Raw genomic sequence first — 24,558 nt, 5'->3', positions numbered from 1 at the left:
GCCCCCCGATCGAGGGGGATCGGGTCAGCGGGCGCGGCGGAACTTCGGGCAGTCGCAGAGCGCGCAGTCCGTGCCCGGACGGTAGTGCTCGTGCGCCGCCTGGGCGTGCCCGCAGGTGCCGCACGCGGCGTCGTCGGCGTCGAGGTGCACCACCACGAGATCGGACGCGTCGGGGTCCGGCACCAGTCGCAGCGTCGGGCGTGGACGCCTGGTCAGGCCGAGCCGGTCCATCGTGCGGGCCAGCGGCATGCGTCCTCCTCGTGTCCGGCGGGGACCGGGGTCGCACCGGCGGGTCGACCGGCGTCTCCCGCGAGTCTAGTGGCGGCAAACCGCAGCCTCCCCGCATCCTCCGAGCATCGCGGTTGACCCCCTGTCGACGCGCGCGGACCATTGCCACGTCCACCCGACCAGACCGGCCCGACGGGACGACCATGACCGACCAGACCACCACCGCGGAACGAGCCCTCACACTCGACCCGGCGATGCCCTCGCCCGACGCCCCCACCTGGGCCGGAGCTGCATGGGTCGGCGCCGTCGACCGGTCCGCGGCGCTCGCCGCCGGCACCGTGCGCCTCGCCGGCGCCGACGGCTTCCGCCGCGCCCGCCTCATGGTGCGCGACGGCCGCGACGTCGCCGGGTTCGTCGACGTGCGCGTCGACGAACGCGGGGTAGTGGACCCGGCCGAGCTGGGACCGGCCCTGCGTCGGTTGCCCGCACCGGGCCTCCCGGTCGACGCCCCCGCGGACGGCGCACGCGTCTCCGTCGTCATCGGGACCCGCGAGCGCCCCGTGGCGCTCGCCCGCGCCGTGCGCTCCGTCCTCGACTCCGCGTACGACGACTTCGAGCTGTTCGTCGTCGACAACGCGCCCGTCACCAGCGGCACGCGCGACGTCGTCGCGGCGATCGACGACCCGCGCGTCCACTACGTCCTCGAAGCACGCGCCGGCGTCTCCCGGGCCCGCAACGCCGGACTCGCCCTCGCCACCGGCGGCATCGTCGCCTTCATCGACGACGACGTCGTCGTCGACCGCCACTGGATGGCCGCCATCGCCGCCGCCTACGAGCGCGACGCCGACGTCTGGTGCGTCACCGGACTCGTCCCGAGCGGCGAGCTGCGGACCCCCACGCAGCGCTTCTTCGACGAGCGGGTGACCTGGGCGCGGAACCTCGAACGCCGGGTGTACCGCACCGCAGCACCGCCCGTCGACGAGCCCCTGTTCCCGTTCACGGTCGGTGCGTTCGGCACCGGCGCGAACATGTCCGTGCGGCGCGACGCCGTCCGGCAGTTCGGTGGCTTCGACGTCGCACTCGGCCCCGGCACCCGTGCCCGCGCCGGTGAGGACCCGGACCTGTTCACCCGCGTGCTGCTCGCCGGCGGGGCGCTCGCCGTCGAGCCCTCGGCCGTCGTCTGGCACGAGCACCGCAAGGACCGTGCCGCGTTGCGCTCGCAGGCGATCGGCTACGGCACCGGGCTCGGCGCCTGGGTCACGAAGCTCGTGCTGCGTCCGTCGACCGCCTTCGCGGTGCTGCGGCGTGCGGTCGGGGCGCTCCGGCGGCTCGGCGCGCTCGGGCAGGGTGCCGACGAGCGCCCCGTCGACGCGAGCGGCGGCTGGCCCGTCGACGCCGAGTTCACCGAGGCGACGCGCGGGCTCAAGCGCGCCGAGCTGACGGCCGCGCTGGGCGGGCCGTGGCGGTACGTGGCCGGGCGGCTGACCGCGCGCTGAGGTGCGGGCGGGCGCGCTGGGCGCGGCGGGCGGGGCGCTGCACCCGGTTTGCGACAAGACGGTCGTCGTACGACACGTGTCTTGTCGCTCGTTGCGTGCGCAACGGTTGCGGGCGCATGGCGGCGACATCCTCGACGTCGTACGACAACGCGCGTGTCGTACCGCGTCGGTCGGACCCGACAACGGACGGACGGGAGGCCCGTGGCGACGCTGCCACGGGCCTCCCGTCCGTCGGGTGGTGCGTCTACGGCCGGAAGCGGCCGGCCTCGACGTCGCGCCAGCGGCGTCGGCTGCGGAACCAGGCGGCCGGGCCGGCGGGGAACCCGCGCAGCTCGTGGTACGCCAGGGTCTTCGGGATGCGCGTGGTCGAGGCGTCGTTGGTGACCTCGGTCGCGGCATCGCGGCGCCCGGCCAGGCGGGACAGCATCTGCTTCGACTTGACCTTCGCGGCGAGCGGCATCAGGCGGGCCAGGACGGCGACGTGCCGCTTGTCCTTCGCGGCGAGCGCGAACATCAGCGCGGTGAACCCGACGCCGTTGCCGTGCAGCTGCTTGTGCAGGTCCTCGATGGTCTGGCGGTGCCGGTGGTGCACGACCGCGCGCGGCTCGAAGCCGATCTTCCCGCCGCGCCACAGCGTCTCGATGAACATCGCCAGGTCCTCGCCGCCGCGGGCCGGGGAGCCGGCGCCGAGGGTGTGGTCGAAGCCGCCGACGGCCTCGATCAGGGTGCGGCGGTAGGCCATGTTCGCGCCGGCGCCGTACGCGCCGATGCCGTAGACGGCGAAGTGCTTGAGGACCTCGCCGGACGGGGTGACTGCGGTGACGCGGGCGTGCCGCATGGTGCCCTGGACGTCGTCGGGGACGATCGTGACGGGCGAGAAGGTGCGCTCGGCGCTGAACCCGCCGTAGTACGCCTCGTACCAGATCTGCGCCGGGGTGGTGAGCTCGCTCGGCAGGATCACGCCGGTGACGGCGTCGAGGCCGGGCTCGCTGACGAACCGGGACCCGATGGCGCGGAGCCACTGCGGGTCGACGCGGACGTCGTCGTCGGTGAAGGCGATGACGTCGCCGGTCGCGGCGGCGACGCCGGCGTTCCGGCCGGCGGACAGGCCGGGGCGGCGCTCCTCGACCAGGCGGACGTTCCGCCCGGCGAGCATCGCGGGCAGGGCGTCGCCGGCGGGGACGCGGACGCGGTTGTCGACGAGGATGACCTCGTGCCGCGGGTAGTCGAGGTGCTCGAGGACGTCGAGCAGCTTGCCGAGGTCCTCGACGCGGTCGACGACGGTGGAGACGACGACCGAGATGGTCGGCAGGTCGTCGTCCGACACCGCGGGGACGTCGGCCAGGACGGTCTCCTGCAACGCCTCGAGGGCGCGGGCCGCGTCGGCCGGGTCGTCGGTGAGCCGGACGTCGAGGGTGCCGGTGGGGTGGCCGCCGCGGTAGCCGATCACCATGGCGGACTCGCCGGTCTCGTCGGCGACGAGGCGGGGGAGCGGGGCGTCGAGGTCGACGCCGATGACACGGCGCGGTGCGGGCACGGTGTCGGCGGTGTGGAGGGTGGCCATGTCGTGGACGCTACGTGGAGCCGTCGGCACGGACAACGGCGCGGGTCCCCAGTGGCGGGGTTCATGCGGAGTTCCGCAGTGGCGTGCAGGGGCCCCTCGAACGAGGGTGAGCGCTCACCCAGGAAGTCTCCGGGACTTCCAAGGTCACGCTCAGGTCACGGAACCGATGCAACCGGTTGCGGAACCCCGAGGGCGGGCGTAGCTTCCTCCACCAGCAGGCAGCGGCGCCTGCTCCAGGGCAGTGTCGTCGAACCCGATCGATGCCCCCTGGTGATCTCAATGAGGAGACAACGCTGTGAAGACAACACGCTCCAGGGTGCGGTTCGCATCCGTTGCCGGGGTCGCCGTCATCGGCCTCGTGCTCACCGGCTGCTCGAGCGGGAGCTCCGGCGCCGGTTCGGACGACGCCAAGAGCGGCCAGGACAGCCGCGGACCCATCACGTACGTGCAGGGCAAGGACAACTCGAACGTGGTCCGCCCGCTGATCGCGAAGTGGAACAAGGCCCACCCCGACGAGAAGGTCACCTTCAAGGAGCAGTCCGACCAGGCCGACCAGCAGCACGACGACCTCGTGCAGCACTTCCAGGCCAAGGACGCGAACTACGACGTCGTCGACGTGGACGTCGTCTGGACCGCCGAGTTCGCCGCGAAGAGCTGGCTGACGCCGCTGACCGGTGACATGGAGATCGACACCTCGAAGCTCCTGCCGGCCACGGTGAAGACCGCGACCTACAACGACACCCTCTACGCCGCCCCGCAGACCTCGGACGGCGCGCTGCTCTACTACCGCAAGGACCTCGTCAAGACGCCCCCGACGACGTGGAGCGACATGATGGACGACTGCCAGATCGCGAAGGACAAGGGCATCGGCTGCTACGCCGGGCAGTTCGCGAAGTACGAGGGCCTGACGGTGAACGCCTCCGAGGCCATCAACGGCTCCGGCGGTTCGGTGCTCGGCAAGAGCGGGGACCCGGACGTCGACACCGCCGACGCCAAGGCCGGCCTGCAGAACCTGGTCGACGCGTTCAAGGACGGGAACATCCCGGCCGAGGCGATCACGTACCAGGAGGAGCAGGGCCGCACCGCGTTCGAAGCCGGCAAGCTGCTGTTCCTGCGCAACTGGCCGTACGTCTACAACCTGGCGAAGACCGACGGTTCGAGCAAGGTCAAGGACACCTTCGGCGTCGCCCCCATCCCGGGTGCGGACGGCGTCGGTGCCTCGACGCTCGGCGGGCACAACGCGGCGATCAGCGTGTACTCGAAGCACAAGGCGACGGCGCACGACTTCCTCGAGTTCCTCATCTCGAACGACACGCAGAAGTTCTTCGCGACGCAGGGGTCGCTCGCCCCGGTCGTCGGTGACCTCTACACCGACTCCGAGCTGACGGCGAAGCTGCCGTACCTGCCGACGCTGCTCAAGTCGATCGAGTCGGCGGAGCCGCGTCCGGTCACGCCGTTCTACCCGGCGGTGACGAAGGCGATCCAGGACAACACCTACGCGGCGCTCAAGGGATCGAAGTCGGTCGACGAAGCCCTGAAGGACATGCAGGACGCCCTCACGTCGGCGACCAGCAGCTAGCGACACGCGGCGTACGCCGCATCGGACTGGAGGCACGGTGCCATCCCGGCACGTGCCTCCAGTCCGCCCCTACTTGCGTTCCGACACCCCCGGCAAGGAGGCCGACACGTGTCAGCAGCAACCGAGATCCCCGCAGCCATCCCGGGCCCGACGGGCACGGAACCGAAGCGCCAACGGCGCAAGGGCGGACTCAACGCCGAGCACGGCCGGTGGGCCGTGTACCTCATCGGCCCGACGATCCTGCTCCTCGCGATCGTCATCGGCTACCCGGTCGTCAGCGCGATCATCCAGTCGTTCCAGCTCGACCAGGGCCTCGACAAGACCACGCAGCTGTTCGTGGAAGGCGGTTTCGCCGGCATCACGAACTACGCGCACTGGCTCGGCCAGCAGTGCGGCAACGTCACCTGCCCGCCCGGCAGCCTCGGCTCCCAGTTCTGGGTGTCGATGGGCAACACGTTCTTCTTCACGGTCGTCACCGTGGCGTTCGAGACGGCCATCGGCGTGTGGATGGCGATCATCATGAACCGCAACTTCAAGGGCCGCGCGCTCGTCCGTGCCGCGATCCTGGTGCCGTGGGCGATCCCCACCGCCGTCACCGCGAAGCTCTGGTACTTCATCTTCGACGCGAACGGTGTCCTGAACCACGTGCTCGGGCAGCAGATCCTGTGGACGAGCGGCGAGTGGGCGTCCCGGTGGGCGGTCATCATCGCCGACACGTGGAAGACCACGCCGTTCATGGCACTGCTCATCCTTGCCGGGCTGCAGCTGATCCCGGAGGAGGTCTACGAGGCCGGCAAGATGGACGGCGCGTCGACCTTCCAGCGCTTCGTGCTCATCACGCTCCCGCTGATCAAGCCCGCGCTGATGGTCGCGATCCTGTTCCGCGTGCTCGACGCGCTGCGCATGTACGACCTGCCCGCGATCCTCACCGGCGGCGGCGGTGGTTCCGGCAACGCCACCACGACCCTGTCGATCCTCGTCGTCGAACAGATCCGGCAGGGCTTCAACTCCGCGTCGGCACTGTCGACCATCACCTTCCTGGTGATCTTCATCGTGGCGTTCGTCTTCGTCCGGTTCCTCGGCGCCAACGTCGTGCAGACGCAGGCCGCCCAGCAGAAGGGTGAACTCAAGTGACCCTCGCAGCAGACCGCCCCCGGTCCACCGCAGCAGCACGCGACCGCGCCGTCGACCGCGCCGACGTCCGGGTCCGCCGCGACACCGGCCCCCGCATCCGCACGGCCGTGCAGGCGATCGTCATCGCCGTGTGGTGCCTCCTGCCGTTCTACTGGATGGTGGTGACGAGCTTCCGCGACGTCGGGTTCACGTTCGACGCCACCCCGTGGCCGACACACGTCACGCTCGACAACTACGCGACGGCGTTCTCCACGTCGCTCGGCAACCACCTCGGGCGGGCGCTCGCCAACAGCCTGCTCATCGGCGGCGTCGTGACGATCATCGCCCTGCTCGTCGGCACCACGGCGGCGTACGCCCTCGCCCGCCTCGAGTTCGGCGGCAAGTCCCTCATCGCCGGCGCGATCCTGGCGGCGTCGATGTTCCCGGGCGTCGCGCTCATCTCCCCGCTGTTCCAGCTCTTCACGGACATCGGGTGGATGGGCACCTACCAGGCGCTCATCCTGCCGAGCATCTCGTTCGTGCTGCCGCTGACGGTCTACACGCTCGCGAGCTTCTTCCGCGAGATGCCGTGGGACCTCGAGGAAGCAGCGCGCATCGACGGGTGCACCCGCGTGCAGGCGTTCCGGCGGATCATCCTGCCCCTCGCCGCCCCCGCGGTGTTCACGACGGCGATCCTGGCGTTCATCTCGAGCTGGAACGAGTACCTGATCTCCTCGCAGCTCTCGAGCGACGCGACGCAGCCCGTGACCGTGGCGATCGCCTCGTTCGCCGGGTCGCAGCCGCACCAGGAGCCGTACACGGCGGTCATGGCCGCGGGCACGATCGTCACGATCCCGCTCGTGGTCCTCGTGCTCATCTTCCAACGACGCATCGTGGCCGGCCTCACCGCCGGCGGCGTGAAGGGCTGACGACCGTGGCGCAGCGCGGACCCACCCGGCCCACGGCCCGGATCGAAGAGGCGATCGGCTTCGTCGGCATGTTCGGCATCCTGTTCCTCGGAGCGACGGTGTTCTGCGAGGTCACCGGTCGTCCGGCACTCGGGTGGGCGCTCACCCTGCTGGTGTGCGTGCTCGGGGTCGTGGCGCTCGACCGGTGGCGGGTGCGGGTGCTCCGCCGGCACGCCCAGGTCGACGGTGTCGGTGCCACGCCCGCCATCGCCCCGGTCCGAGCTGCGCGCGGCGACGACACCCGTCGTCGGCCAGGGCCCTCGGCGGACGGGCCGGTGCACCAGCACAGCGGGTGGGACGAGCTCGCACCAGCCGGTCGTCGTGCACCGCACCGGGCGCGCCGGACCGCAGCAGCCGACGCGCACCGCATCCCCGGCACTGCAGCCGACCGTCCGGCGGGCGTGACGCACCGTACGGACGGCTGACGGGCCTCCCGGGTCGCATCGATGGGGATCCAGGAGATCGCGACCGTCACGGGACTGTCGAAGTCCACGGTGTCGCGGGCGCTGCGCGGGATGGAGAACGTGGCGGAGACCACGATCGACGAGGTCCGGCGGGTCGCCGAAGAGCTCGGGTACGTCCCGAGCTCGGCGGCGGCCGGCCTCGCCACCGGGCGGCAGCGCGCCGTCGGCGTCGTCGTCCCGGTGATCGACCGGTGGTTCTACGTCAAGGCGCTCGGCGGCGTCGACGCCGAACTCCGGCGGGCCGGGTACGACCTCGTGCTCTACAACCTGGGCGGGCCGGGCGGCGACCGCGACCGGGCGTTCCGACGGTCGATGCTTCGGCACCGCGTCGACGCCCTCGTCCTGCTGTCCCTGGTGCTCGACGCGACCGAGCGTGCCGAGCTCGAACTCACCCGGCACCCGATGATCGTCATCGGCGGACCCGCACCGGGCCTGCGCAACATCGGGGTCGACGACCGAGCCGTCACCCGGATTGCGGTCGACCACCTGTGCGGACTCGGACACCGCCGGGTCGCGTACGTCGGTGGGCAGGACGAGGCCGGCATGAACGTCGCGGTGCCGCACCTGCGGCGGGACGGGTTCGTCGACGCGATGCGGGCGGCCGGACACGCGGTGCCGGACCGGTGGCTGCTCGACGGACGGTTCTCGTTCGCCGGTGGGCTGGCGGCGGGGAACGCGCTGTTCGGCGGGCACGCTGCAGCCGGTGCCGGGTCCGATCGCCCGACTGCCGTGGTGTGCGCCTCGGACGAGATGGCGCTCGGGGTGCTCCTCGCTGCGGCGCAGGCCGGGCTGTCGGTGCCGGCCGACGTCTCCGTGATCGGGATCGACGGCCACGAGTACGGCGCGACCGTTGGGCTGACGACCGTGGCGCAGGACCCGGAGGCGCAGGGACGGGCAGCGGCGCGGGCCGTGCTCGCCGAGGTCGAGGGCGGCGCTGCCGGAGGGATCGCGGCGGCGCCGGCGCACCTGGTGGTGCGGGCGACGACGGGGCCGCCGCCGGGGTGACGCGTGGCGCGGCGTGGGCGGGATCGACTCGGAACGACGACCCCGATGTCGCACGACAACGGGAACGTCGTTCCGAGTCGGCCCTGGCCCGAGCCCGCCCGGCCAGCCGCGGGTAGCGTCGCCCGCATGGAGGTCACAAAGCTCGAACACGCCTGCCAAATCCTGTCGGACGGCGACGCCCGCCTGGTGCTCGACCCGGGCGACTTCACCCGCCCCGTCGACGCGACCGGGGTCGTCGCGGTCGTCGTCACCCACGAGCACCCCGACCACGTCACGCCCGAGCAGCTGCACCGGATCCTCGACCGGAACCCCGACGCCGTCGTGTTCGGCCCCGAGGGTGTCCGCGCAGCGCTCGCCGACTCCGGCATCACCGTCGAGGTCGTGACCGACGGGGACCACCGCACCGTCGGCCCGTTCGCGCTCGACTTCCACGGCACGCGGCACCAGCTCATCCACTCCTCGGTGCCGATCGTCGACAACACCGGCGTGCTCGTGAACGGCAGGCTCTTCCACCCCGGCGACTCGTACACCGACCCGGGCGTCCCGGTCGAGATCCTCGCGGCGCCGGTCGGCGCCCCGTGGCTCAAGGTCGCCGAGATGATGGACTACGTCGCCGCGCTCGCCCCGGCCCGCGCCTACCCGATCCACGAGGCCACGCTCTCCGACATCGGCTACGGCATGCACACCGGGCGGCTGCGCGAGGCGCTCGCCCCGCACGGTTCGCTCGAGATCCTGCGGCCGGGGGAGTCGCTCACCATCTGACCGCGCCGGACGCGACGATTCCTGCGCACGGCGTGCGGCCCCGGACGTGCGCGCGGTCGGACGGGAGGCCCGTGGCGGGCCCGCCCCGCGCCTCCCGTCGGATGGGCGATCGCGTCCACGGCCGCGCGCCGTATGCGTGCGCACGTTGCGACAGCACGCTCGTCGTTCGACGGGTGTTTCGTCGGACGATGCGCATGCAACGGATGCATGTGCATGTTGCGACAGGACACGCGTCGATCGACGGGTGTTCCGTCGGAATCTGCACGTGCACCGCGCGCCGTATGCCGGGCGCGGCATGGCGGCACACCCGGGCGACACGCCTCGTTTTGGTGCGATGCGCGGCTTGTGCAATACTTGTCGAGTTGTCGGAACGGCCCCATCGTATAGCGGCCTAGTACGCTGCCCTCTCACGGCGGTAACGCGGGTTCGAATCCCGCTGGGGTCACCACAGGTGACATGCTCCGAGTCCGACAACAGCCGCGGCCCCATCGTATAGCGGCCTAGTACGCTGCCCTCTCACGGCGGTAACGCGGGTTCGAATCCCGCTGGGGTCACCAGCACACGAAACCCCCGACGAGCTCCGGCTCGCCGGGGGTTTCGTCGTCGTGTGCCAGGCTGAGGCCGTGTCCAGCGCCGTCCAGCTCATCCGGTCCGCAGCCCTCAGTGACGTCGCGGAGTACGCCTACGCCGCAACCGTCCCCGCCGGTACACGGTTGGTGTTCCTGGCGGGGGCGTGTCCACTCGACGAGGACGGCGGGACGGTCGCCGTCGGGGACGTCGCCGGGCAGGCCGCGCAGTGCGTCGCGAACCTGCGGACCGCGCTCGCGGCCGCCGGCGCGGGGATCGACGACCTCGTGAAGACGCGGGTGCTCGTCGCGACGACCGAGCAGCAGGACCTCGTCGCTGCCTGGGACGTCGTCCGCGCCGCGATGGGGGACCACGACGTGCCGAGCACACTGCTCGGCGTGACCGTCCTCGGCTACGACGACCAGCTCGTCGAGGTCGAAGCGATCGCCGCCGTCGCCGACTGACGCGGTACGCTGATCGGGTCGTCAGACCCGGCAGTGGGGCCTGCCGGACCCAACCGCGCACCAGCCGCCAACGGTCCCTATCCCGAGAACACCGCACGCGCGGAGACGATCCGGCGTGCTCGGCGATAGGAGCACCATGACCGACGAACGACCACCGCACCTCCGCTGGGGCTTCCTCGGCCTCGTCGCGCTCGGTGGGGCGATCGGCACCGCCGTCCGGGCCGTGCTGGCCGACGCGTTCCCCGCGCACGACGGCATCAGCTGGGTGATCCTCGTGATCAACGTCGTCGGTGCCTGCTGCCTCGGGTTCCTGCTCGACGCCCTCGCGCACCGCGGCCCCGACGTCGGACGCCGCCGCTCGCTCCGGCTCTTCGTCGGCACGGGCGTCCTCGGCGGGTTCACGACGTACAGCACCCTCGCCGACGACACGGCGCAGCTGCTCGACGTCGGTCGGTGGGGTGCGGGCAGCGGGTACGCGCTGCTGTCGGTCGTCCTCGGGCTCGCCGCCGTCGCGCTCGGCATGTGGGTCGCGGCGCGGTTCCGACCACGGTCGACCGGTCCCGACGGAGGCGCCTCGTGAACCCGCTCGACCTGCTGCTCGTCGCCGTCGGCGGGGGAGCCGGTGCCGCGCTCCGCTTCCTGTTCGACGGACTCGTCAAGACCCGCACGTCCCGCTCGCGGACTGCCGGGTTCCCGCTCGGGACCGTCCTGATCAACGTCACCGGCTCTCTCGTCCTGGGCCTGCTCACCGGCCTCGGGCAGGCCGGGACGATCCCGCTCCCGGCGGTCGCGGTGCTCGGGACGGGCATGATGGGTGGGTACACGACGTTCTCGACGGCGAGCGTCGAGACCGTCCAGCTCCTCCGATCCGGCAAGCCCCGGCTCGCCGTCCTGCACGGCCTCGGGATGCTCGTCGTCTCGGTCGGCGCAGCCGCGCTCGGCCTCTGGATCGGAAGGAACTCATGACCTCGGAACGCCCCGGCGAACTCGTCCTCGTCCGTCACGGAGAGACGGAGTGGTCGAAGAGCGGGCAGCACACCGGCCGCACCGACATCCCGCTGACGGAGCACGGTGTCGAGCAGGCGAAGCGCGCGGGCCGGTACCTCGCCGACCGTTCGTTCGCGCTGGCCCTGTCGAGCCCGCTGCAGCGTGCGCGTGACACCGCGCACCTGATCGGCGTCGACCCAGAGCTCGACGAGGACCTGTACGAGTGGGACTACGGCGCCTACGAGGGACTCACCACCCCGCAGATCAAGGTGCTGCGCCACGGGCCGTGGGACCTCTGGACCGACGGAGTACCCGCCGGTGACACGCCCGGCGAGAACGCCGCCGAGGTCCGGGTCCGCGTCGAGCGCATCCTGAACCGCGCTCGTCCGGTGCTCGCCGAGGGGCAGGACGCCGTCTTCATCGCCCACGGCCACGTGCTGCGGGCTCTCGGCGCAGCGTGGATCCGGCTCGCGCCACAGGATGGTGCCGTGCTGAAGCTCGGGACCGCATCGGTCAGCGTCCTCGGCTACGAGCACGGCCGCCCGGTCATCGACGCCTGGAACATCCAGCCCCGCGACTGACCGCACGCCCCCTCGCACCGTGCGAGGCGCCCCTCGCACCGTGCGAGGTTGCGCACTCGGTGCGACCCACGCGACCCCACACCCAGTACGGAAGCTCGCACCAGACCGCGCGCGGCGCCCGCACGCCTCGGGCCTCCAGGCGTCAGACGGTCCGGATCGCGCTCGTCGCGCCGAGGGCTCGGCCGCGCCGCCGCTCGATCGCGCGCCCCACGACCAGCAGCCCGACGCTGACGAGCGCGCCGAGGGTGGTCTGCGCGACGCGGTCGAGCGCGAGGAGCTCCGGCGCCTCGGGCAGGCTGAGCCACGACACGGCGAGGGCGAGCGGGGTCAGGAACAGCAGGCAGACGGCGTAGTTCCGGGCGACGAAGATCTCCGCGAAGAACTGCCCCACGACGGCGATGACGACGATCCACCACGCCGACGGCTCGAGCAGCAGGACCCCGACGGCGATGACGGTGCCGCCGATCGTGCCGATGAAGCGCTGGAACGCCCGGACCACGGTGTGCCGCTGGCGGAGCGCAGGCAGGGTCGACACCACCGCGATGACGGCCCAGTACGGGTGCCCGAGCCACGGGATGGTCGACGCCACCGCTCCGGCGACGAGCGACCCCACGACGTTGAGCGCCACGGTCTCCCACAGCGCAGCCGTGCGGAGGACGCCGAGGCTGCGCTCCTTGCGGGGCGCGAGCGGTCGGAACCGGTGCGGGGCGCGCGGGTGCAGGACCCGCCGCAGGACGGAACCGGACATCGCGACGAGCCACGCCCAGACGACCGAGCAGACGATGATGGTGGCCACGAGGGGGACGTCGGCAGGGCGCAACGGCACGAGTGCGGAGACCACGAACGCGAACACCGGGAAGATCGGCTGCGCGGGGATCGTCCGGAGCGTCGACAGGGTGCAGACCGCGACGACGATCACCACGACGAGCCCCGTCGCCTGCAACCAGAGCGGGGAGCCGACCAGGGCGACGCCGATGCCGGCGAACATGCACAGCGTCTGCAGGGCTCCCGCCACGCCGGTGGTCACGGCCCGTTGCCGGTACGGCTCGGTCGCCCCGAAGATCGCGGTGAAACCGGCGAACATCGCGAACGCGGCGTAGCCCGGCATCCCGAGGGCGATGAGCAGTGCCAAGGGGGCGCCACCTGCGATCGCTGCGCGTGCTGCGCCCTCGAGGTTGATCGTCCGGGTCGAGTGCGCAGGTGTCGTCATGTCCCGACCATCTTCCCACCGCGACGGGTGTCGGGGAGTCGCCACGGGCCTCCCGGTCGACCGCCGCACCACGTGACGACCGCGGCCCGCGTTGGTATACCAACCTGGTAGAGTCGGCGGATCGCGCCGCGTCAGCGGTGACCGCAGCGCCGCACCAGCGGCGCCGGACGACGAGAACGAGGGAGTCGAGCTCATGGGTAGGACGCTCGCCGAGAAGGTGTGGGACGACCACGTCGTGGTCAAGGGCGAGGACGGCAAGCCGGACCTCCTCTACATCGACCTCCACCTCGTGCACGAGGTCACGAGTCCGCAGGCGTTCGACGGTCTGCGCCAGGCCGGTCGCCCCGTGCGCCGCCTCGACCTGACGATCGCGACCGAGGACCACAACACCCCGACGCTCGCCATCGACCGCCCGATCGCGGACCCGACGAGCCGCACCCAGATCGAGACCCTGCGCCGCAACTGCGCGGAGTTCGGCGTCCGCCTGCACTCGCTCGGTGACAAGGAGCAGGGCATCGTGCACGTCGTCGGTCCGCAGCTCGGCCTGACGATGCCCGGCATCACGGTCGTCTGCGGCGACTCGCACACGAGCACCCACGGCGCGTTCGGGGCGATGGCGTTCGGCATCGGCACCTCCGAGGTCGAGCACGTCCTGGCCACGCAGACCCTGCCGCTGAAGCCCTTCAAGACGATGGCGATCACGGTCGAGGGAACGCTGCGCCCGGGCGTCACCGCGAAGGACATCATCCTGGCGGTCATCGCGAAGATCGGGACCGGCGGCGGACAGGGCTACGTGCTCGAGTACCGCGGCTCCGCGATCCGCGCGCTCTCGATGGAGGGCCGGATGACCATCTGCAACATGTCGATCGAGGCCGGTGCCCGCGCCGGCATGGTCGCCCCCGACCAGACCACCTACGACTACGTGCAGGGCCGCGACCACGCGCCGACCGGTCAGGACTGGGACGACGCCGTCGCGTACTGGGACACCCTGGCGACCGACGACGACGCCGTCTTCGACGCCGAGGTCTTCATCGACGCCGACGAGCTCGAGCCCTTCGTCACCTGGGGCACCAACCCCGGTCAGGGCGTCTCGCTGTCCGAGCGCGTGCCGGACCCCGCGAGCTACAGCGACCCGAACGACCAGGCCGCGGCGCAGCGGGCGCTGGAGTACATGGACATCGCCGCTGGCACCCCGATGAAGGACATCGCCGTCGACGCGGTGTTCATGGGCTCGTGCACGAACTCGCGGATCGAGGACCTGCGGGCCTTCGCGTCGATCATCCAGGGGCGCGAGAAGGCCCCCGGTGTCCGCGTCATGGTCGTGCCGGGGTCCGCACGCGTGCGGCTCGAGGCCGAGGCCGAGGGGCTCGACGTCGTGATCAAGGAGTTCGGGGCCGAGTGGCGGTTCGCCGGGTGCTCGATGTGCCTCGGCATGAACCCCGACCAGCTCGCGCCGGGGGAGCGCTGCGCCAGCACCTCGAACCGCAACTTCGAGGGGCGCCAGGGCAAGGGCGGCCGCACCCACCTGGTGTCGCCGCTCGTCGCCGCCGCCACCGCGATCCGTGGCACGCTGTCCAGCCCGTGGGACCTGGCGACGGACGACGAGATCGCCGACGCGACGAGCGCCGCCGCGACCAGCACGACCACCGAGGGGACCTTCTGATGGACAAGATCACCACCGTCACCGGCATCGCCGCCCCGCTCAAGCGGTCCAACGTCGACACCGACCAGATCATCCCCGCGGTCTACCTCAAGCGCGTCACGAAGACCGGCTTCGAGGACGCGCTGTTCTCCGGCTGGCGGCAGGACCCGGCGTTCGTGCTGAACCAGCCCGAGTACCAGGGCGCGAAGGTGCTCGTGGCGGGCCCGGACTTCGGCACCGGTTCGTCGCGCGAGCACGCGGTCTGGGCGCTCCGCGACTTCGGCTTCGCGGTCGTCGTCTCACCCCGCTTCGCGGACATCTTCAAGGGCAACGCGGGCAAGCAGGGCCTGGTCACCGCGATCGTGACCGAATCGGAAGTCGAGCGCCTGTGGGCCGCCATCGAGGCGAACCCGGGGATCGAGGCGACGGTCGACCTGGTGGCGCAGCGCGTGTCGCTCGGGGATGTGGACGTCCCCTTCGAGATCGACGCTTACACTCGTTGGCGGTTGATGGAAGGGCTCGACGACATCGGGCTCACCCTCCGTGACGAGACCTCGATCACGGAGTTCGAATCCCGCCGCTCCAGTTGGCGGCCGAAGACATTGCCGGTGAAGTAGTGAACTCTCTCGTACAGGACGCAGCAGCCGCAGGGGCGCGCGTGGGCCTCAAGTCGGACGAGATCGTCATCCGCGGGGGCAAGCCGCTCGTGGGGCGCATCGAGGTCCGTGGGGCGAAGAACCTCGCGACCAAGGCCATGGTGGCGTCGCTGCTCGGTGACACCCCGTCGATCCTCAAGGACGTCCCGGACATCTCCGACGTCAAGGTCGTGCGCGGCCTGCTCGAGGTGCACGGCGTGCGCATCACCGATCCTGCACGAGGCGAACTCATCCTCGACCCGTCCAACGTCGAGTCGGCGCACTTCGCCGAGATCGACGCCCACGCCGGCTCGAGCCGCATCCCGATCCTGTTCTGCGGCCCGCTGCTGCACAAGCTCGGCGAGGCGTTCATCCCCGACCTCGGTGGCTGCCGCATCGGCGACCGCCCGATCGACTTCCACCTCGACGCGCTGCGCGCCATGGGTGCGGTCGTCGACAAGCAGGTCAACGGCATCCACCTGACGGCCCCGGACGGGCTGAAGGGCGCGTCCATCGAGCTGCCGTACCCGAGTGTCGGCGCGACCGAGCAGGTCCTGCTGTCGTCCGTCCTGGCGACCGGCGTCACGGAACTGCGGAACGCGGCGATCGAGCCCGAGATCATGGACCTCATCGCGATCCTGCAGAAGATGGGCGCGATCGTGTCCGTCGAGCCGAACCGCGTGATCTTCATCGAGGGCGTCGAGTCGCTCCGCGGGTACACGCACCGTGCGATCAACGACCGCAACGAGGCCGCCAGCTGGGCCTCCGCCGCGCTCGCCACCGACGGCGACATCTTCGTGGAGGGGGCGAACCAGCAGGAGCTCATGACGTTCCTCAACGTCTTCCGCAAGGTCGGCGGCGGCTTCGACGTGCAGGAGGACGGCATCCGGTTCTACCGGGAGCGCGACACCCTCAAGCCCGTCGTCATCGAGACCGACGTGCACCCCGGCTTCATGACCGACTGGCAGCAGCCGCTCGTCGTGGCACTGACCCAGGCCGAGGGGCAGAGCATCGTGCACGAGACCGTGTACGAGAACCGCTTCGGCTTCACCGACGCGCTCAACGAGATGGGCGCCGACATCGTCGTCCACAAGGAGGGGCTGCCCGGGCACGACCGCCGTGTCGCCCGTCGCCCGTTCGAGCAGGCCGCCGTCATCACCGGCCCCACCACGCTGCACGCGGCGAACGTCCGGGTCCCCGACCTGCGCGGTGGCTTCAGCCACCTCATCGCGGCGCTGACCGCCGACGGCGAGTCCCACATCACGAACGTCGGCATCATCAGCCGCGGCTACGAGCACTTCATCCCGAAGCTGCGGAAGCTGGGCGCCGACTTCGACTTCGCGGGTTAGTCGCGGTGTCGGTTCCGCAGCCGGGTGACGGTCCGTCGCGTCCGGGTGACGGCCCGTCGCGTCCGGGTGACGGCCCGTCGCGTCCGGCCGACGGCCTGGAGGCCCGGGGTGCGTCCGGTACGCAGGTCGCGACCGGCTTGCCGGTGCGTGGACGGCGGTGGAAGCGCGGGGAGCTCAACCCCGCGTTCCGCATCGTGGCCTCGATCGTGATCCCGACGTTCCGGTTCTCGTCGAACTACCACTGGTACGGCCCCAACCGTCTGCCGGCGGACGGTGCGTTCGTGCTCGCGCCGAACCACTTCACGAACATCGACCCGCTGGTCGTCGGCACCGCCGTGTACCTGAGCCGGCGTGCGCCGCGGTTCCTGGCGAAGGCGTCGTTGTTCAAGGTGCCCGTGTTCGGCAAGCTGATGTCCGGCATGGGGCAGATCCCGGTCGAGCGCTCCGGCCGCACCCGGCTGAGCGATCCGCTCGGCGGCGGTCGCTCGCTCATCGAACAGGGCGGGGCGATCATCGTCTACCCCGAAGGCACGCTCACCCGCGACCCCGACCTGTGGCCGATGCGGGGCAAGACCGGTGCCGTCCGCATCGCGCTCGAGAACGACGTGCCGCTGATCCCGATGGCCCACTGGGGCACGCAGGGCATCATGGCGCGGTACTCGAACAAGCTCCGCCTGTTCCCGCGTTCGCGCGTGGACGTCATCGTCGGCGACCCCGTCGACCTGTCCGCCTACCGCGGCCGGCCGATCGACCAGCAGATGCTCGTCGAGGCCACCGAGGTGCTCATGCAGCACATCACCGCCCTGCTCGAGCAGCTGCGCGGCGAGCAGGCCCCGACCACCCGCTGGGACCCGGCGGCGAACAACCAGAAGGAGACCGGCCGGTTTGAGTGACCTCCGCCCGCACGACGATCGTCCCGACCCCGTCGCAGCAGCGCCGGGGGCCTTCGACACCGCCGCGATCCGGGTGGTGATGCAGTCGACCGACAAGCCCCGTGTCGCCGTCATCGGCGCCGGCAGCTGGGGCACCACGTTCGCGAAGGTGCTCGCCGAGGGCGGTGCCTCCACCGTGGTGTGGGCCCGTCGGCCCGAGGTCGCCCGCGAGATCACCGAGACGAAGCGGAACTCCGACTACCTGCCCGGCATCAACCTGCCCCGCACCCTGACCGCGTCGACGTCGCTCGAGCAGGTCCTCGACGGCGCCACCCAGGTGTACGTGTCGGTGCCGTCGCAGACCCTGCGCTCGAACCTCGACGCGATCCGCGAGCTCCTGCCGGCCGGTGTGCCCGTGGTCAGCCTGATGAAGGGTGTCGAGAAGAGCACCGGCCTGCGGATGAGCGAGGTCCTGCTCCAGGGGCTCGGCATCGACCAGGACCGCATCGCCGTGGCGAGCGGGCCGAACCTGGCGCTCGAGATCGCCCGTCGGCAGCCGACCGCCGCCGTGGTGTCGTCGTCGAGCGTGGAGACCGCGACCGCGGTCGCCGCCGTCGCGACCAACCCGTACTTCCGGTCGTTCATCAACACCGACGTCATCGGCACCGAGTTCGGCGGCGTGCTGAAGAACCTCATCGCCGTGGCGATCGGCATCGTCGACGGTGTCGGGTACGGCGAGAACACCAAGGCGTCGATCATCACGCGCGGGCTCGCCGAGATGACCGAGTTCGCGGTGTCGCTCGGCGCGCAGCCGTCGACCCTGTCCGGCCTCGCGGGCCTCGGCGACCTCATCGCCACCTGCCAGTCGCCGCTGTCCCGGAACAACACCGCCGGGCGCCTGCTCGGGCAGGGGTACCGCTTCGACGAGGTCGTCCGGCAGATGAACCAGACCGCCGAGGGCCTGGCGTCCGTCGCGCCGATCCTCGAGCTCGCCGCCGCGAACGGCGTCGACATGCCCATCGTCAGCCAGGTCGGCGAGGTCCTCGCCGGTAGGCTCGATCCGCGCAACATCGCGCCGCACCTCACCGAGACCGACGAGCCCCAGGGCGAGTGACCGGTCCCGCACCGAGTCACGAAGGGACTCCCGTGCCCACGATCCCCGAGGGAACCGACGTTCCCACGACCACCGTCGCCGTCCTGTTCGGCGGACGCTCGAGCGAGCACGAGATCAGCTGCGTGACCGCCGGAGGCATCATGGACGTCGTCGACCGCACCGAGTACGAGATCGTCCCGATCGGCATCACGAAGGACGGCGCGTTCACGCTGCAGTCCGACGACCCCTCGCAGTGGGCGATCCGCGACGGCGCGCTGCCGACCGTGCCCGACAACGGCACGCGCGTGGCGTTCCCGACCTCGCCGGCGACGAACGAACTCGTCGTCTCGCACCCGGACGGCTCGGTCACGACCGTCGCCGTCGACGTGGTGTTCCCGATCCTGCACGGCCCGTTCGGCGAGGACGGCACGATCCAGGGCCTGCTCGAGATCGCCGGTCTGCCGTACGTCGGTGACGGCGTGCTCGCGAGCGCCCTGGCGATGGACAAGCACGTCGCGAAGGCCGTCCTCGAGCACGCCGGTCTGCGGGTGGCCCCGTGGACCACCGTGCTCCGGCGTGAGTGGGCGGCCGACCCCGTCGACGTCGCCGAGGCGGTCGCGGCGCACGGCTGGCCGCTGTTCGTGAAGCCCGCCCGCGCCGGTTCGAGCATGGGCGTCTCGCGCGTCGACGGTCCCGAGGCGCTCGGTGCCGCGATGGACCTGGCGTTCGAGCACGACTCCAAGGTGATCATCGAACCCCGCGTCGTCGGTCGCGAGGTCGAGGTCGCCGTGCTCGAGGGCCGCGACGGCGTGCCGCGCACGAGCCTGCCGGGCGAGATCGTCGTGGCCGAGGACGGCTTCTACGACTTCGCGTCGAAGTACCTCGGTGGCGACGAGTCGCTGCTGTGCCCGGCGCCGCTCACCGAGGCGCAGACCGACGAGATCCGGTCGATCGGTGCCCGCGCGTTCGAGGCCATCGGCGGATCCGGGCTCGCCCGCGTCGACTGCTTCCTGACCGACGACGACTTCGTCGTCAACGAGGTCAACACCATGCCCGGGTTCACCCCGCTGTCGATGTACCCGCGCTGCTGGGCGGCGTCGGGTGTGTCCTACGGCGAGCTGGTCACCGAGCTCATCGAACTGGGGCGCGCCGCGGTCCGCTGACCTCCGACGGGGTCGGCCCGCGTCAGCCCTGCACGTCGGACGGGTCCAGGCACCGGGTTGGTCGGCGCTGCGCCGGCCTTCGGCTCAGCCCTGCACGTCGGACGGGTCCAGGCACCGGGTTGGTCGGCGCTGCGCCGGCCTTCGGCTCAGCCCTGCACGTCGGACGGGTCCAGGCACCGGGTTGGTCGGCGCTGCGCCGGCCTTCGGCTCAGCCCTGCACGTCGGACGGGTCCAGGCACTTGTGGCCGTCCCTCGGCAGCGTCGACACCGCCGTGGCGATGTCCTGCAGCACCGCGCTGCCGGTCTTCGACGTGTCGACGACCACCTGCACGGCGGGGGACCGGCCGAACGTCGTGTAGACGATCTGCTTCCCGCGGTCGTCGCGGATCCAGTCGACCGAGCCGAGCGTGAAGCAGGGCAGGTCGGACACCGTCGGGACGGCCACGCCGCAGTGGTACAGCGCGGCCTCGGGGTCGCCCCAGGCCGCGGTGGACTGCGCGTTGGTGTTCCGCAGGTCGTAGGTGGAGTCGACGGTCGCCGGCAACCGCACCTGCGCCGCCGCGCAGGCTGCTGCGTTCGCTGACGGTGCCGCGCGCATGCCGACGGCGTTCGTGCACCCGGTCAGCCCGGCGGCGAGGGCGATCACGACCCCCGCGATCGCGAGGGTGCGAGGGGTGCGGCGCGCGGTGTCCATCGCGGTCCAGGCTACCGTTCTCGTGTGGACGCGACGTACGACGCCTGGGCCGGACCGACCGTGGGGGAGCTCGGTGAACTGGCCGTCCTCGACCGCATCACGAGCCGCCTGCCGACCGGGTCGCCGATCCTGGGGCCCGGCGACGACTGCGCGGTCGTGGCTGCTCCGGACGGCCGGTTCGTCGTGACGACGGACATGATGGTGCACGGCCCGGACTTCCGGTGGGCGTGGTCCTCGCCCGAGGACGTCGGCTGGAAGGCAGCCGCGACGAACCTGTCGGACGTCGCGGCGATGGGTGCGGCGCCGAGCGGTCTCGTGATCGCCCTCGCGGCGCCCCAGGAGACCCCGGTGGCGGTGCTCGAGGGCATCGCGGACGGCTTCCGCCTCGCCGTCGACGCCCTCGCACCCGGCTGCGGCGTGGTCGGCGGCGACCTGTCCACCTCGGCGACGTTCACGGTGGCGGTGACGGCGTTCGGCGACCTCGGCGGACGCGCTCCGGTGCTCCGGTCGGGTGCCCGTGCGGGCGACGTCGTGGCGGTGTCCGGTGAGCTCGGCCGCGCCGCTCGCGGTCTCGCACGGCTCTTCCGCGACGGCGTCGATCCGAAGGGTGAGCCGGACCGTGCCGCGACGGTGACGAGTGGTGCGGACGCCGATCCCGACGTCGACCGTCAGCGCCGTCCGGTGCCGCCGATCGCGGACGGACCCCGTGCCGCTGTGGCCGGGGCGACCGCGATGCTCGACCTGTCCGACGGCCTGGCGATCGACGCCGGACGACTCGCCCGCGCGAGCAGGGTGACCCTGTCGCTCGAGGTCGACCTCGACGAGGTCGCACTGCACGGCGGCGAGGACCACGGCCTGCTCGCGACCTTCCCCGCCGACGCTGCGCTGCCGGGTGGCTTCCGCCGCGTCGGTGTCGTGCTGGAGCGCGGCGACGCCGACCTGCTCCGCGCCGGGGCCTCGGTGCCGACGACCGGATGGGACCCCTACGCCGACTGGGACGGCGCCGCCGGCTGACCCGCCCGGCCAGGCGTCGGACGGACGCGACGTGGCGGAGCCGAGCCGGGCCTCCCGGTCAGTACGCGCGCATCTGTCGACGGAACGCGCGTCGATCACCTGGTGTCCTGTCGGAAGATGTGCACGCATCCGATGCATGCGCACCTTGCGACACGGCACCCGTCGATCGACTCGTGGATCGTCGCGAAACGCGCCCACCCACCCACGCCGGCGCGGCTCAGGACGCTGGGGTCACTGCCTCCCACGCCACGGTCTCGCCGTAGCTGCGCTTGCTGAAGGGCTCGAGCCCCGCGGGCCACGTCGGCTCGGGGGAGCGCTTGCTCCGCTCGACGACCACCACCGCACCGGCGGTCAACCGCGGCACCAGGGTCTCGAGCACCTCGGCGATCTCCTGCTCGGTCACGTCGTACGGCGGGTCGATGAACACCAGGTCGAACGTGCGCACCGTCCCGCGCAGGTACCCGAGCACGGGCTGCGGCTGCACGTCGATCCGCACCCCGGGGATCCGTTGCTGCACGGCCTTCGCGTTCGCCCGGCACGCCTGCGCCGCCGCCGACGCGCGGTCGACCAGCACGACCTCGACCGCACCGCGCGACGCCGCTTCGAGCCCGAGGGCACCGGTGCCGGCGTAGAGGTCCGCGACGGACGTGTCGTCGACGAGCCCACGGGCCTCGAGCGACGAGAACAGTGCCTCGCGCACCCGGTCGCTCGTCGGCCGGGTGCCGGACTTCGGCACCCGGAGCGTCGTGTTGCCGGCGGCGCCGGCGATGATGCGGGTCATGCAGCCACCGTATCGGCCGGTGGCGCTGTCCACAGGCCGGACAGGAGGCACGTGGCACGTCGGTCGTGCCCGGTACCGTGGTGTCCGTGGTCACCACCGGAACCCCCGCTGCGCCGGCCGCGCCCGACCTCGGTCCGGCGCCCCTCGACGCGCGGCTCGCGAACGTGCTCGGTGGTCGGACCGCGTCCGCGATCGAGAAGGCCTTCGGCCACCGCACGGTGGGTGAGTTCCTCGAGCACGCACCCCGTCGCTACGCCGAGCGCGGGGCCCTGACGGCGCTCGACTCGCTGGCGATCGGCGAGCCGGTCACGATCGTCGCCGAGGTGGTCGACGTCCGCGAACGCACGATGCGTGCCCGGCGCGGATCGATCCTCGAAGCCAAGATCGGGGACGGCAAGGGGCTGCTCACCCTGACGTTCTTCAACCAGGGCTGGCGCACGAAGGACCTCGTGCCCGGCGCCCGCGGCATCTTCTCCGGCAAGGTCAGCGACTACCGCGGTGCCCGCCAGCTCGCCCACCCGGACTACGAGCTCTTCGACCCCGACGACCCCCGCGCCACGGCCGACCCCGGCTCGGACGAGGCGATCCGGTGGTCGCGCCAGCCGATCCCGATCTACCCGGCGACGGCGTCCCTCACCTCGTGGCAGATCGCGAAGTCGATGGGCATCGTCCTCGACACCCTGCCGGACCTGCCCGACCCGGTGCCGGCCTCGGCGCGCAGCCGGCTCGACCTCGTCCCGTTCCGCCGGGCGCTCGAACTGCTCCACCGCCCCGAGAAGGTCGCCGACTTCAAGCGCGCGCAGGACGCCCTGCGCTACCGCGAGGCGTTCGTGCTGCAGACCGCCCTGGTGCAGCGCCGGATCCGCGCCCGACGCACCGCGGCGACCCCGCGGGTGGCGGCCCCCGGCGGCATCCTCGAGCGCTTCGACGCCACCCTGCCGTTCACCCTGACCGACGACCAGCGCGCCGTCGGTGCCGAGATCGACACCGACATCGCCCGCACGTGGCCGATGCACCGCCTGGTGCAGGGCGAGGTCGGTTCCGGCAAGACCCTCGTGGCCATCCGCGCGATGCTCACGGTGGCCGAGTCCGGTGGGCAGTCCGCCCTCATCGCCCCGACCGAGGTCCTTGCCGCGCAGCACCTCCGGTCCATCGTGAAGTTCCTCGGACCGGACCTCGCGGCCGAACTCCGTCCGGTGATCCTGACCGGGTCACAGTCCACCGACGAACGCCGGCGGGCCCTGCTCGCCGCCGCATCGGGCAGTTCGCGGCTCGTGGTCGGCACCCACGCGTTGCTCGGCGACCGCGTCGACTTCGCGGAGCTCGGGCTCGTGGTGGTCGACGAGCAGCACCGCTTCGGCGTCGAGCAGCGTGAGGCGCTCCGGACCAAGGGCGCCACCCCGCCGCACGTCCTGGTGCTCACCGCCACCCCGATCCCACGCACCGTCGCGATGACGGTGTTCGGCGACCTCGACGTCTCGACGATCACGGGGCTGCCCTCCGGCCGGGCCGGCGTCGAGACCTTCACGGTCCCGCTCGCGGAGCACCCCGGGTGGGAGTCCCGCATCTGGTCGCGGATGGCCGAGGAACTCGACAAGGGGCGCCAGGCCTTCGTGGTCTGCCCCGCCATCGACGACGCCCACGCCGAGGACGACGGCGAGCCCGCGCCCGCCGAGTCCGAGGACGACGCCCCGAAGCGCGCACCGGCGACCGTGCTCGCCACCGCCGAGCGGATGCGCACGATGCCCGTGCTCGACGGCCGGCGGATCGCGGTGCTGCACGGCCGGATGACGGCGGAGGAGAAGGACCGCGTGATGACGTCCTTCGCTGCCGGCGACCTGGACGTCCTCGTCGCGACGACCGTCATCGAGGTCGGTGTCGACGTGCCGAACGCCGCGATGATGGCCGTGCTCGACGCCGATCGCTTCGGCGTCTCCCAGCTGCACCAGCTGCGCGGCCGCATCGGCCGTGGGCAGTGGGCGGGCGTCTGCCTGCTCGTCACCACCGCCGAGCTCGAGACGACCTCCCGCGAGCGCGTCGACGCGGTGTCCGCGTCCGACGACGGCTTCGAGCTGGCACGGGTCGACCTCGAGCTGCGGCGCGAGGGCGACGTGCTCGGCGAGCGACAGTCCGGTGGGCGGTCCTCGCTCAACCTGCTCCGGGTGGTCGAGCACGCCGACCTCATCGTGGACGCCCGGGGCGAAGCCGAACGGGTCCTCGAGCCCGATCCCGAGCTCGAGGGGTCCCCGGCCCTGCGCGAGGCCCTGGCGCGGCGTCTCGACGAGTCCGACGCGGCGTTCCTCGGCAAGAACTGACCCGGGCCCGGA

24 protein-coding genes and 2 tRNA genes are annotated in these 24,558 nt (G+C 71.9%); 21 read left to right on the top strand and 5 right to left on the bottom strand.

What is annotated here, in order from left to right; genetic code table 11:
• Window positions 1–24: 24 nt before the first annotated feature.
• Window positions 25–249, bottom strand: coding sequence for a hypothetical protein (locus ACXKZB_RS12080; RefSeq protein WP_123312254.1), 225 nt, complete (start codon window positions 247–249; stop codon window positions 25–27).
• A 182-nt stretch (window positions 250–431) separates the two neighbouring features.
• On the opposite strand from ACXKZB_RS12080, the gene ACXKZB_RS12075 reads away from it, so the two are divergent.
• Window positions 432–1,724: a glycosyltransferase family 2 protein gene (locus ACXKZB_RS12075; RefSeq protein ID WP_488823278.1), complete on the top strand. Its 1,293-nt coding sequence runs from the start codon at window positions 432–434 to the stop codon at window positions 1,722–1,724.
• Window positions 1,725–1,968: 244 nt separating this feature from the next.
• Here the strand turns inward: ACXKZB_RS12075 and ACXKZB_RS12070 are convergent, their stop codons facing one another.
• Window positions 1,969–3,288, bottom strand: a complete 1,320-nt coding sequence (locus ACXKZB_RS12070) for a glycosyltransferase family 2 protein (RefSeq protein ID WP_123312256.1) — start codon at window positions 3,286–3,288, stop codon at window positions 1,969–1,971.
• Window positions 3,289–3,583: 295 nt separating this feature from the next.
• On the opposite strand from ACXKZB_RS12070, the gene ACXKZB_RS12065 reads away from it, so the two are divergent.
• The 12 genes from ACXKZB_RS12065 to ACXKZB_RS12010 all read left to right on the top strand — a co-directional run bounded on the left by ACXKZB_RS12065 (window position 3,584) and on the right by ACXKZB_RS12010 (window position 11,778).
• Window positions 3,584–4,867, top strand: a complete 1,284-nt coding sequence (locus ACXKZB_RS12065) for an ABC transporter substrate-binding protein (protein ID WP_488823277.1) — start codon at window positions 3,584–3,586, stop codon at window positions 4,865–4,867.
• Window positions 4,868–4,975: 108 nt separating this feature from the next.
• A complete protein-coding gene (locus ACXKZB_RS12060) occupies window positions 4,976–6,001 on the top strand; it encodes a carbohydrate ABC transporter permease (protein ID WP_488823276.1) in 1,026 nt (341 codons plus the stop codon).
• Window positions 5,998–6,909, top strand: coding sequence for a carbohydrate ABC transporter permease (locus tag ACXKZB_RS12055; RefSeq protein WP_488823275.1), 912 nt, complete (start codon window positions 5,998–6,000; stop codon window positions 6,907–6,909). Before ACXKZB_RS12060 ends, ACXKZB_RS12055 begins: the two co-directional genes overlap by 4 nt.
• A gap of 5 nt (window positions 6,910–6,914) precedes the next feature.
• Window positions 6,915–7,373, top strand: a complete 459-nt coding sequence (locus ACXKZB_RS12050; RefSeq protein WP_488823274.1) for a hypothetical protein — start codon at window positions 6,915–6,917, stop codon at window positions 7,371–7,373.
• 21 nt (window positions 7,374–7,394) lie between these two features.
• Window positions 7,395–8,417, top strand: coding sequence for a LacI family DNA-binding transcriptional regulator (locus ACXKZB_RS12045; protein WP_488823273.1), 1,023 nt, complete (start codon window positions 7,395–7,397; stop codon window positions 8,415–8,417).
• Between the two features lie 126 nt (window positions 8,418–8,543).
• Entirely contained in the window at window positions 8,544–9,179 is a 636-nt protein-coding gene (locus tag ACXKZB_RS12040; protein WP_488823272.1) for an MBL fold metallo-hydrolase, read from the top strand.
• A gap of 372 nt (window positions 9,180–9,551) precedes the next feature.
• Window positions 9,552–9,627, top strand: a tRNA-Glu gene (locus ACXKZB_RS12035).
• Window positions 9,628–9,660: 33 nt separating this feature from the next.
• A tRNA-Glu gene (locus tag ACXKZB_RS12030) sits at window positions 9,661–9,736 on the top strand.
• A 66-nt stretch (window positions 9,737–9,802) separates the two neighbouring features.
• Window positions 9,803–10,210 carry a RidA family protein gene (locus tag ACXKZB_RS12025; RefSeq protein WP_488823271.1) on the top strand — a complete coding sequence of 136 codons (408 nt, stop codon included), beginning with the start codon at window positions 9,803–9,805 and terminating at the stop codon, window positions 10,208–10,210.
• Between the two features lie 136 nt (window positions 10,211–10,346).
• On the top strand, window positions 10,347–10,790 hold the full coding sequence (locus ACXKZB_RS12020; RefSeq protein ID WP_404561149.1) for a fluoride efflux transporter FluC: 444 nt from the start codon (window positions 10,347–10,349) through the stop codon (window positions 10,788–10,790).
• Window positions 10,787–11,176 (top strand): fluoride efflux transporter CrcB, encoded by a 390-nt coding sequence (gene crcB, locus ACXKZB_RS12015; RefSeq protein ID WP_488823270.1) that lies wholly within the window; start codon window positions 10,787–10,789, stop codon window positions 11,174–11,176. The genes ACXKZB_RS12020 and crcB overlap by 4 nt, the downstream gene beginning before the upstream one ends.
• Window positions 11,173–11,778 (top strand): histidine phosphatase family protein, encoded by a 606-nt coding sequence (locus ACXKZB_RS12010; protein ID WP_488823269.1) that lies wholly within the window; start codon window positions 11,173–11,175, stop codon window positions 11,776–11,778. The genes crcB and ACXKZB_RS12010 overlap by 4 nt, the downstream gene beginning before the upstream one ends.
• A gap of 142 nt (window positions 11,779–11,920) precedes the next feature.
• Here the strand turns inward: ACXKZB_RS12010 and ACXKZB_RS12005 are convergent, their stop codons facing one another.
• Complete coding sequence (locus ACXKZB_RS12005; RefSeq protein WP_488823268.1) at window positions 11,921–12,988, bottom strand: FUSC family protein; 1,068 nt, start codon at window positions 12,986–12,988, stop codon at window positions 11,921–11,923.
• 193 nt (window positions 12,989–13,181) lie between these two features.
• On the opposite strand from ACXKZB_RS12005, the gene leuC reads away from it, so the two are divergent.
• The 6 genes from leuC (at window position 13,182) to ACXKZB_RS11975 (ending at window position 19,742) form a co-directional block, all read left to right on the top strand.
• A complete protein-coding gene (leuC, locus tag ACXKZB_RS12000) occupies window positions 13,182–14,651 on the top strand; it encodes a 3-isopropylmalate dehydratase large subunit (protein ID WP_488823267.1) in 1,470 nt (489 codons plus the stop codon).
• Window positions 14,651–15,247: a 3-isopropylmalate dehydratase small subunit gene (gene leuD, locus ACXKZB_RS11995; protein WP_488823266.1), complete on the top strand. Its 597-nt coding sequence runs from the start codon at window positions 14,651–14,653 to the stop codon at window positions 15,245–15,247. Before leuC ends, leuD begins: the two co-directional genes overlap by 1 nt.
• Entirely contained in the window at window positions 15,247–16,614 is a 1,368-nt protein-coding gene (gene murA / locus ACXKZB_RS11990) for a UDP-N-acetylglucosamine 1-carboxyvinyltransferase (protein ID WP_123312269.1), read from the top strand. Before leuD ends, murA begins: the two co-directional genes overlap by 1 nt.
• A 5-nt stretch (window positions 16,615–16,619) precedes the next feature.
• Window positions 16,620–17,507, top strand: a complete 888-nt coding sequence (locus tag ACXKZB_RS11985; protein WP_488823265.1) for a lysophospholipid acyltransferase family protein — start codon at window positions 16,620–16,622, stop codon at window positions 17,505–17,507.
• Between the two features lie 79 nt (window positions 17,508–17,586).
• Window positions 17,587–18,600: an NAD(P)H-dependent glycerol-3-phosphate dehydrogenase gene (locus ACXKZB_RS11980; RefSeq protein ID WP_111086095.1), complete on the top strand. Its 1,014-nt coding sequence runs from the start codon at window positions 17,587–17,589 to the stop codon at window positions 18,598–18,600.
• 32 nt (window positions 18,601–18,632) lie between these two features.
• Entirely contained in the window at window positions 18,633–19,742 is a 1,110-nt protein-coding gene (locus tag ACXKZB_RS11975; RefSeq protein WP_488823264.1) for a D-alanine--D-alanine ligase family protein, read from the top strand.
• A 208-nt stretch (window positions 19,743–19,950) separates the two neighbouring features.
• Here the strand turns inward: ACXKZB_RS11975 and ACXKZB_RS11970 are convergent, their stop codons facing one another.
• Window positions 19,951–20,436 (bottom strand): DUF3515 family protein, encoded by a 486-nt coding sequence (locus tag ACXKZB_RS11970; protein WP_488823263.1) that lies wholly within the window; start codon window positions 20,434–20,436, stop codon window positions 19,951–19,953.
• 24 nt (window positions 20,437–20,460) lie between these two features.
• Here ACXKZB_RS11970 and thiL point away from each other — a divergent pair, with 24 nt between their 5' ends.
• Entirely contained in the window at window positions 20,461–21,450 is a 990-nt protein-coding gene (gene thiL / locus ACXKZB_RS11965) for a thiamine-phosphate kinase (protein ID WP_488823262.1), read from the top strand.
• Window positions 21,451–21,667: 217 nt separating this feature from the next.
• Here the strand turns inward: thiL and ACXKZB_RS11960 are convergent, their stop codons facing one another.
• Window positions 21,668–22,231 (bottom strand): RsmD family RNA methyltransferase, encoded by a 564-nt coding sequence (locus ACXKZB_RS11960; protein WP_488823261.1) that lies wholly within the window; start codon window positions 22,229–22,231, stop codon window positions 21,668–21,670.
• Window positions 22,232–22,317: 86 nt separating this feature from the next.
• Between ACXKZB_RS11960 and ACXKZB_RS11955 the strand changes: the two genes are divergently transcribed.
• A complete protein-coding gene (locus ACXKZB_RS11955; RefSeq protein WP_488823260.1) occupies window positions 22,318–24,546 on the top strand; it encodes an ATP-dependent DNA helicase RecG in 2,229 nt (742 codons plus the stop codon).
• Window positions 24,547–24,558: the final 12 nt, after the last annotated feature.

Source organism: Curtobacterium sp. ABR8, from assembly GCF_057812125.1.
This window is presented reverse-complemented; position numbering and strand designations above follow the sequence as displayed.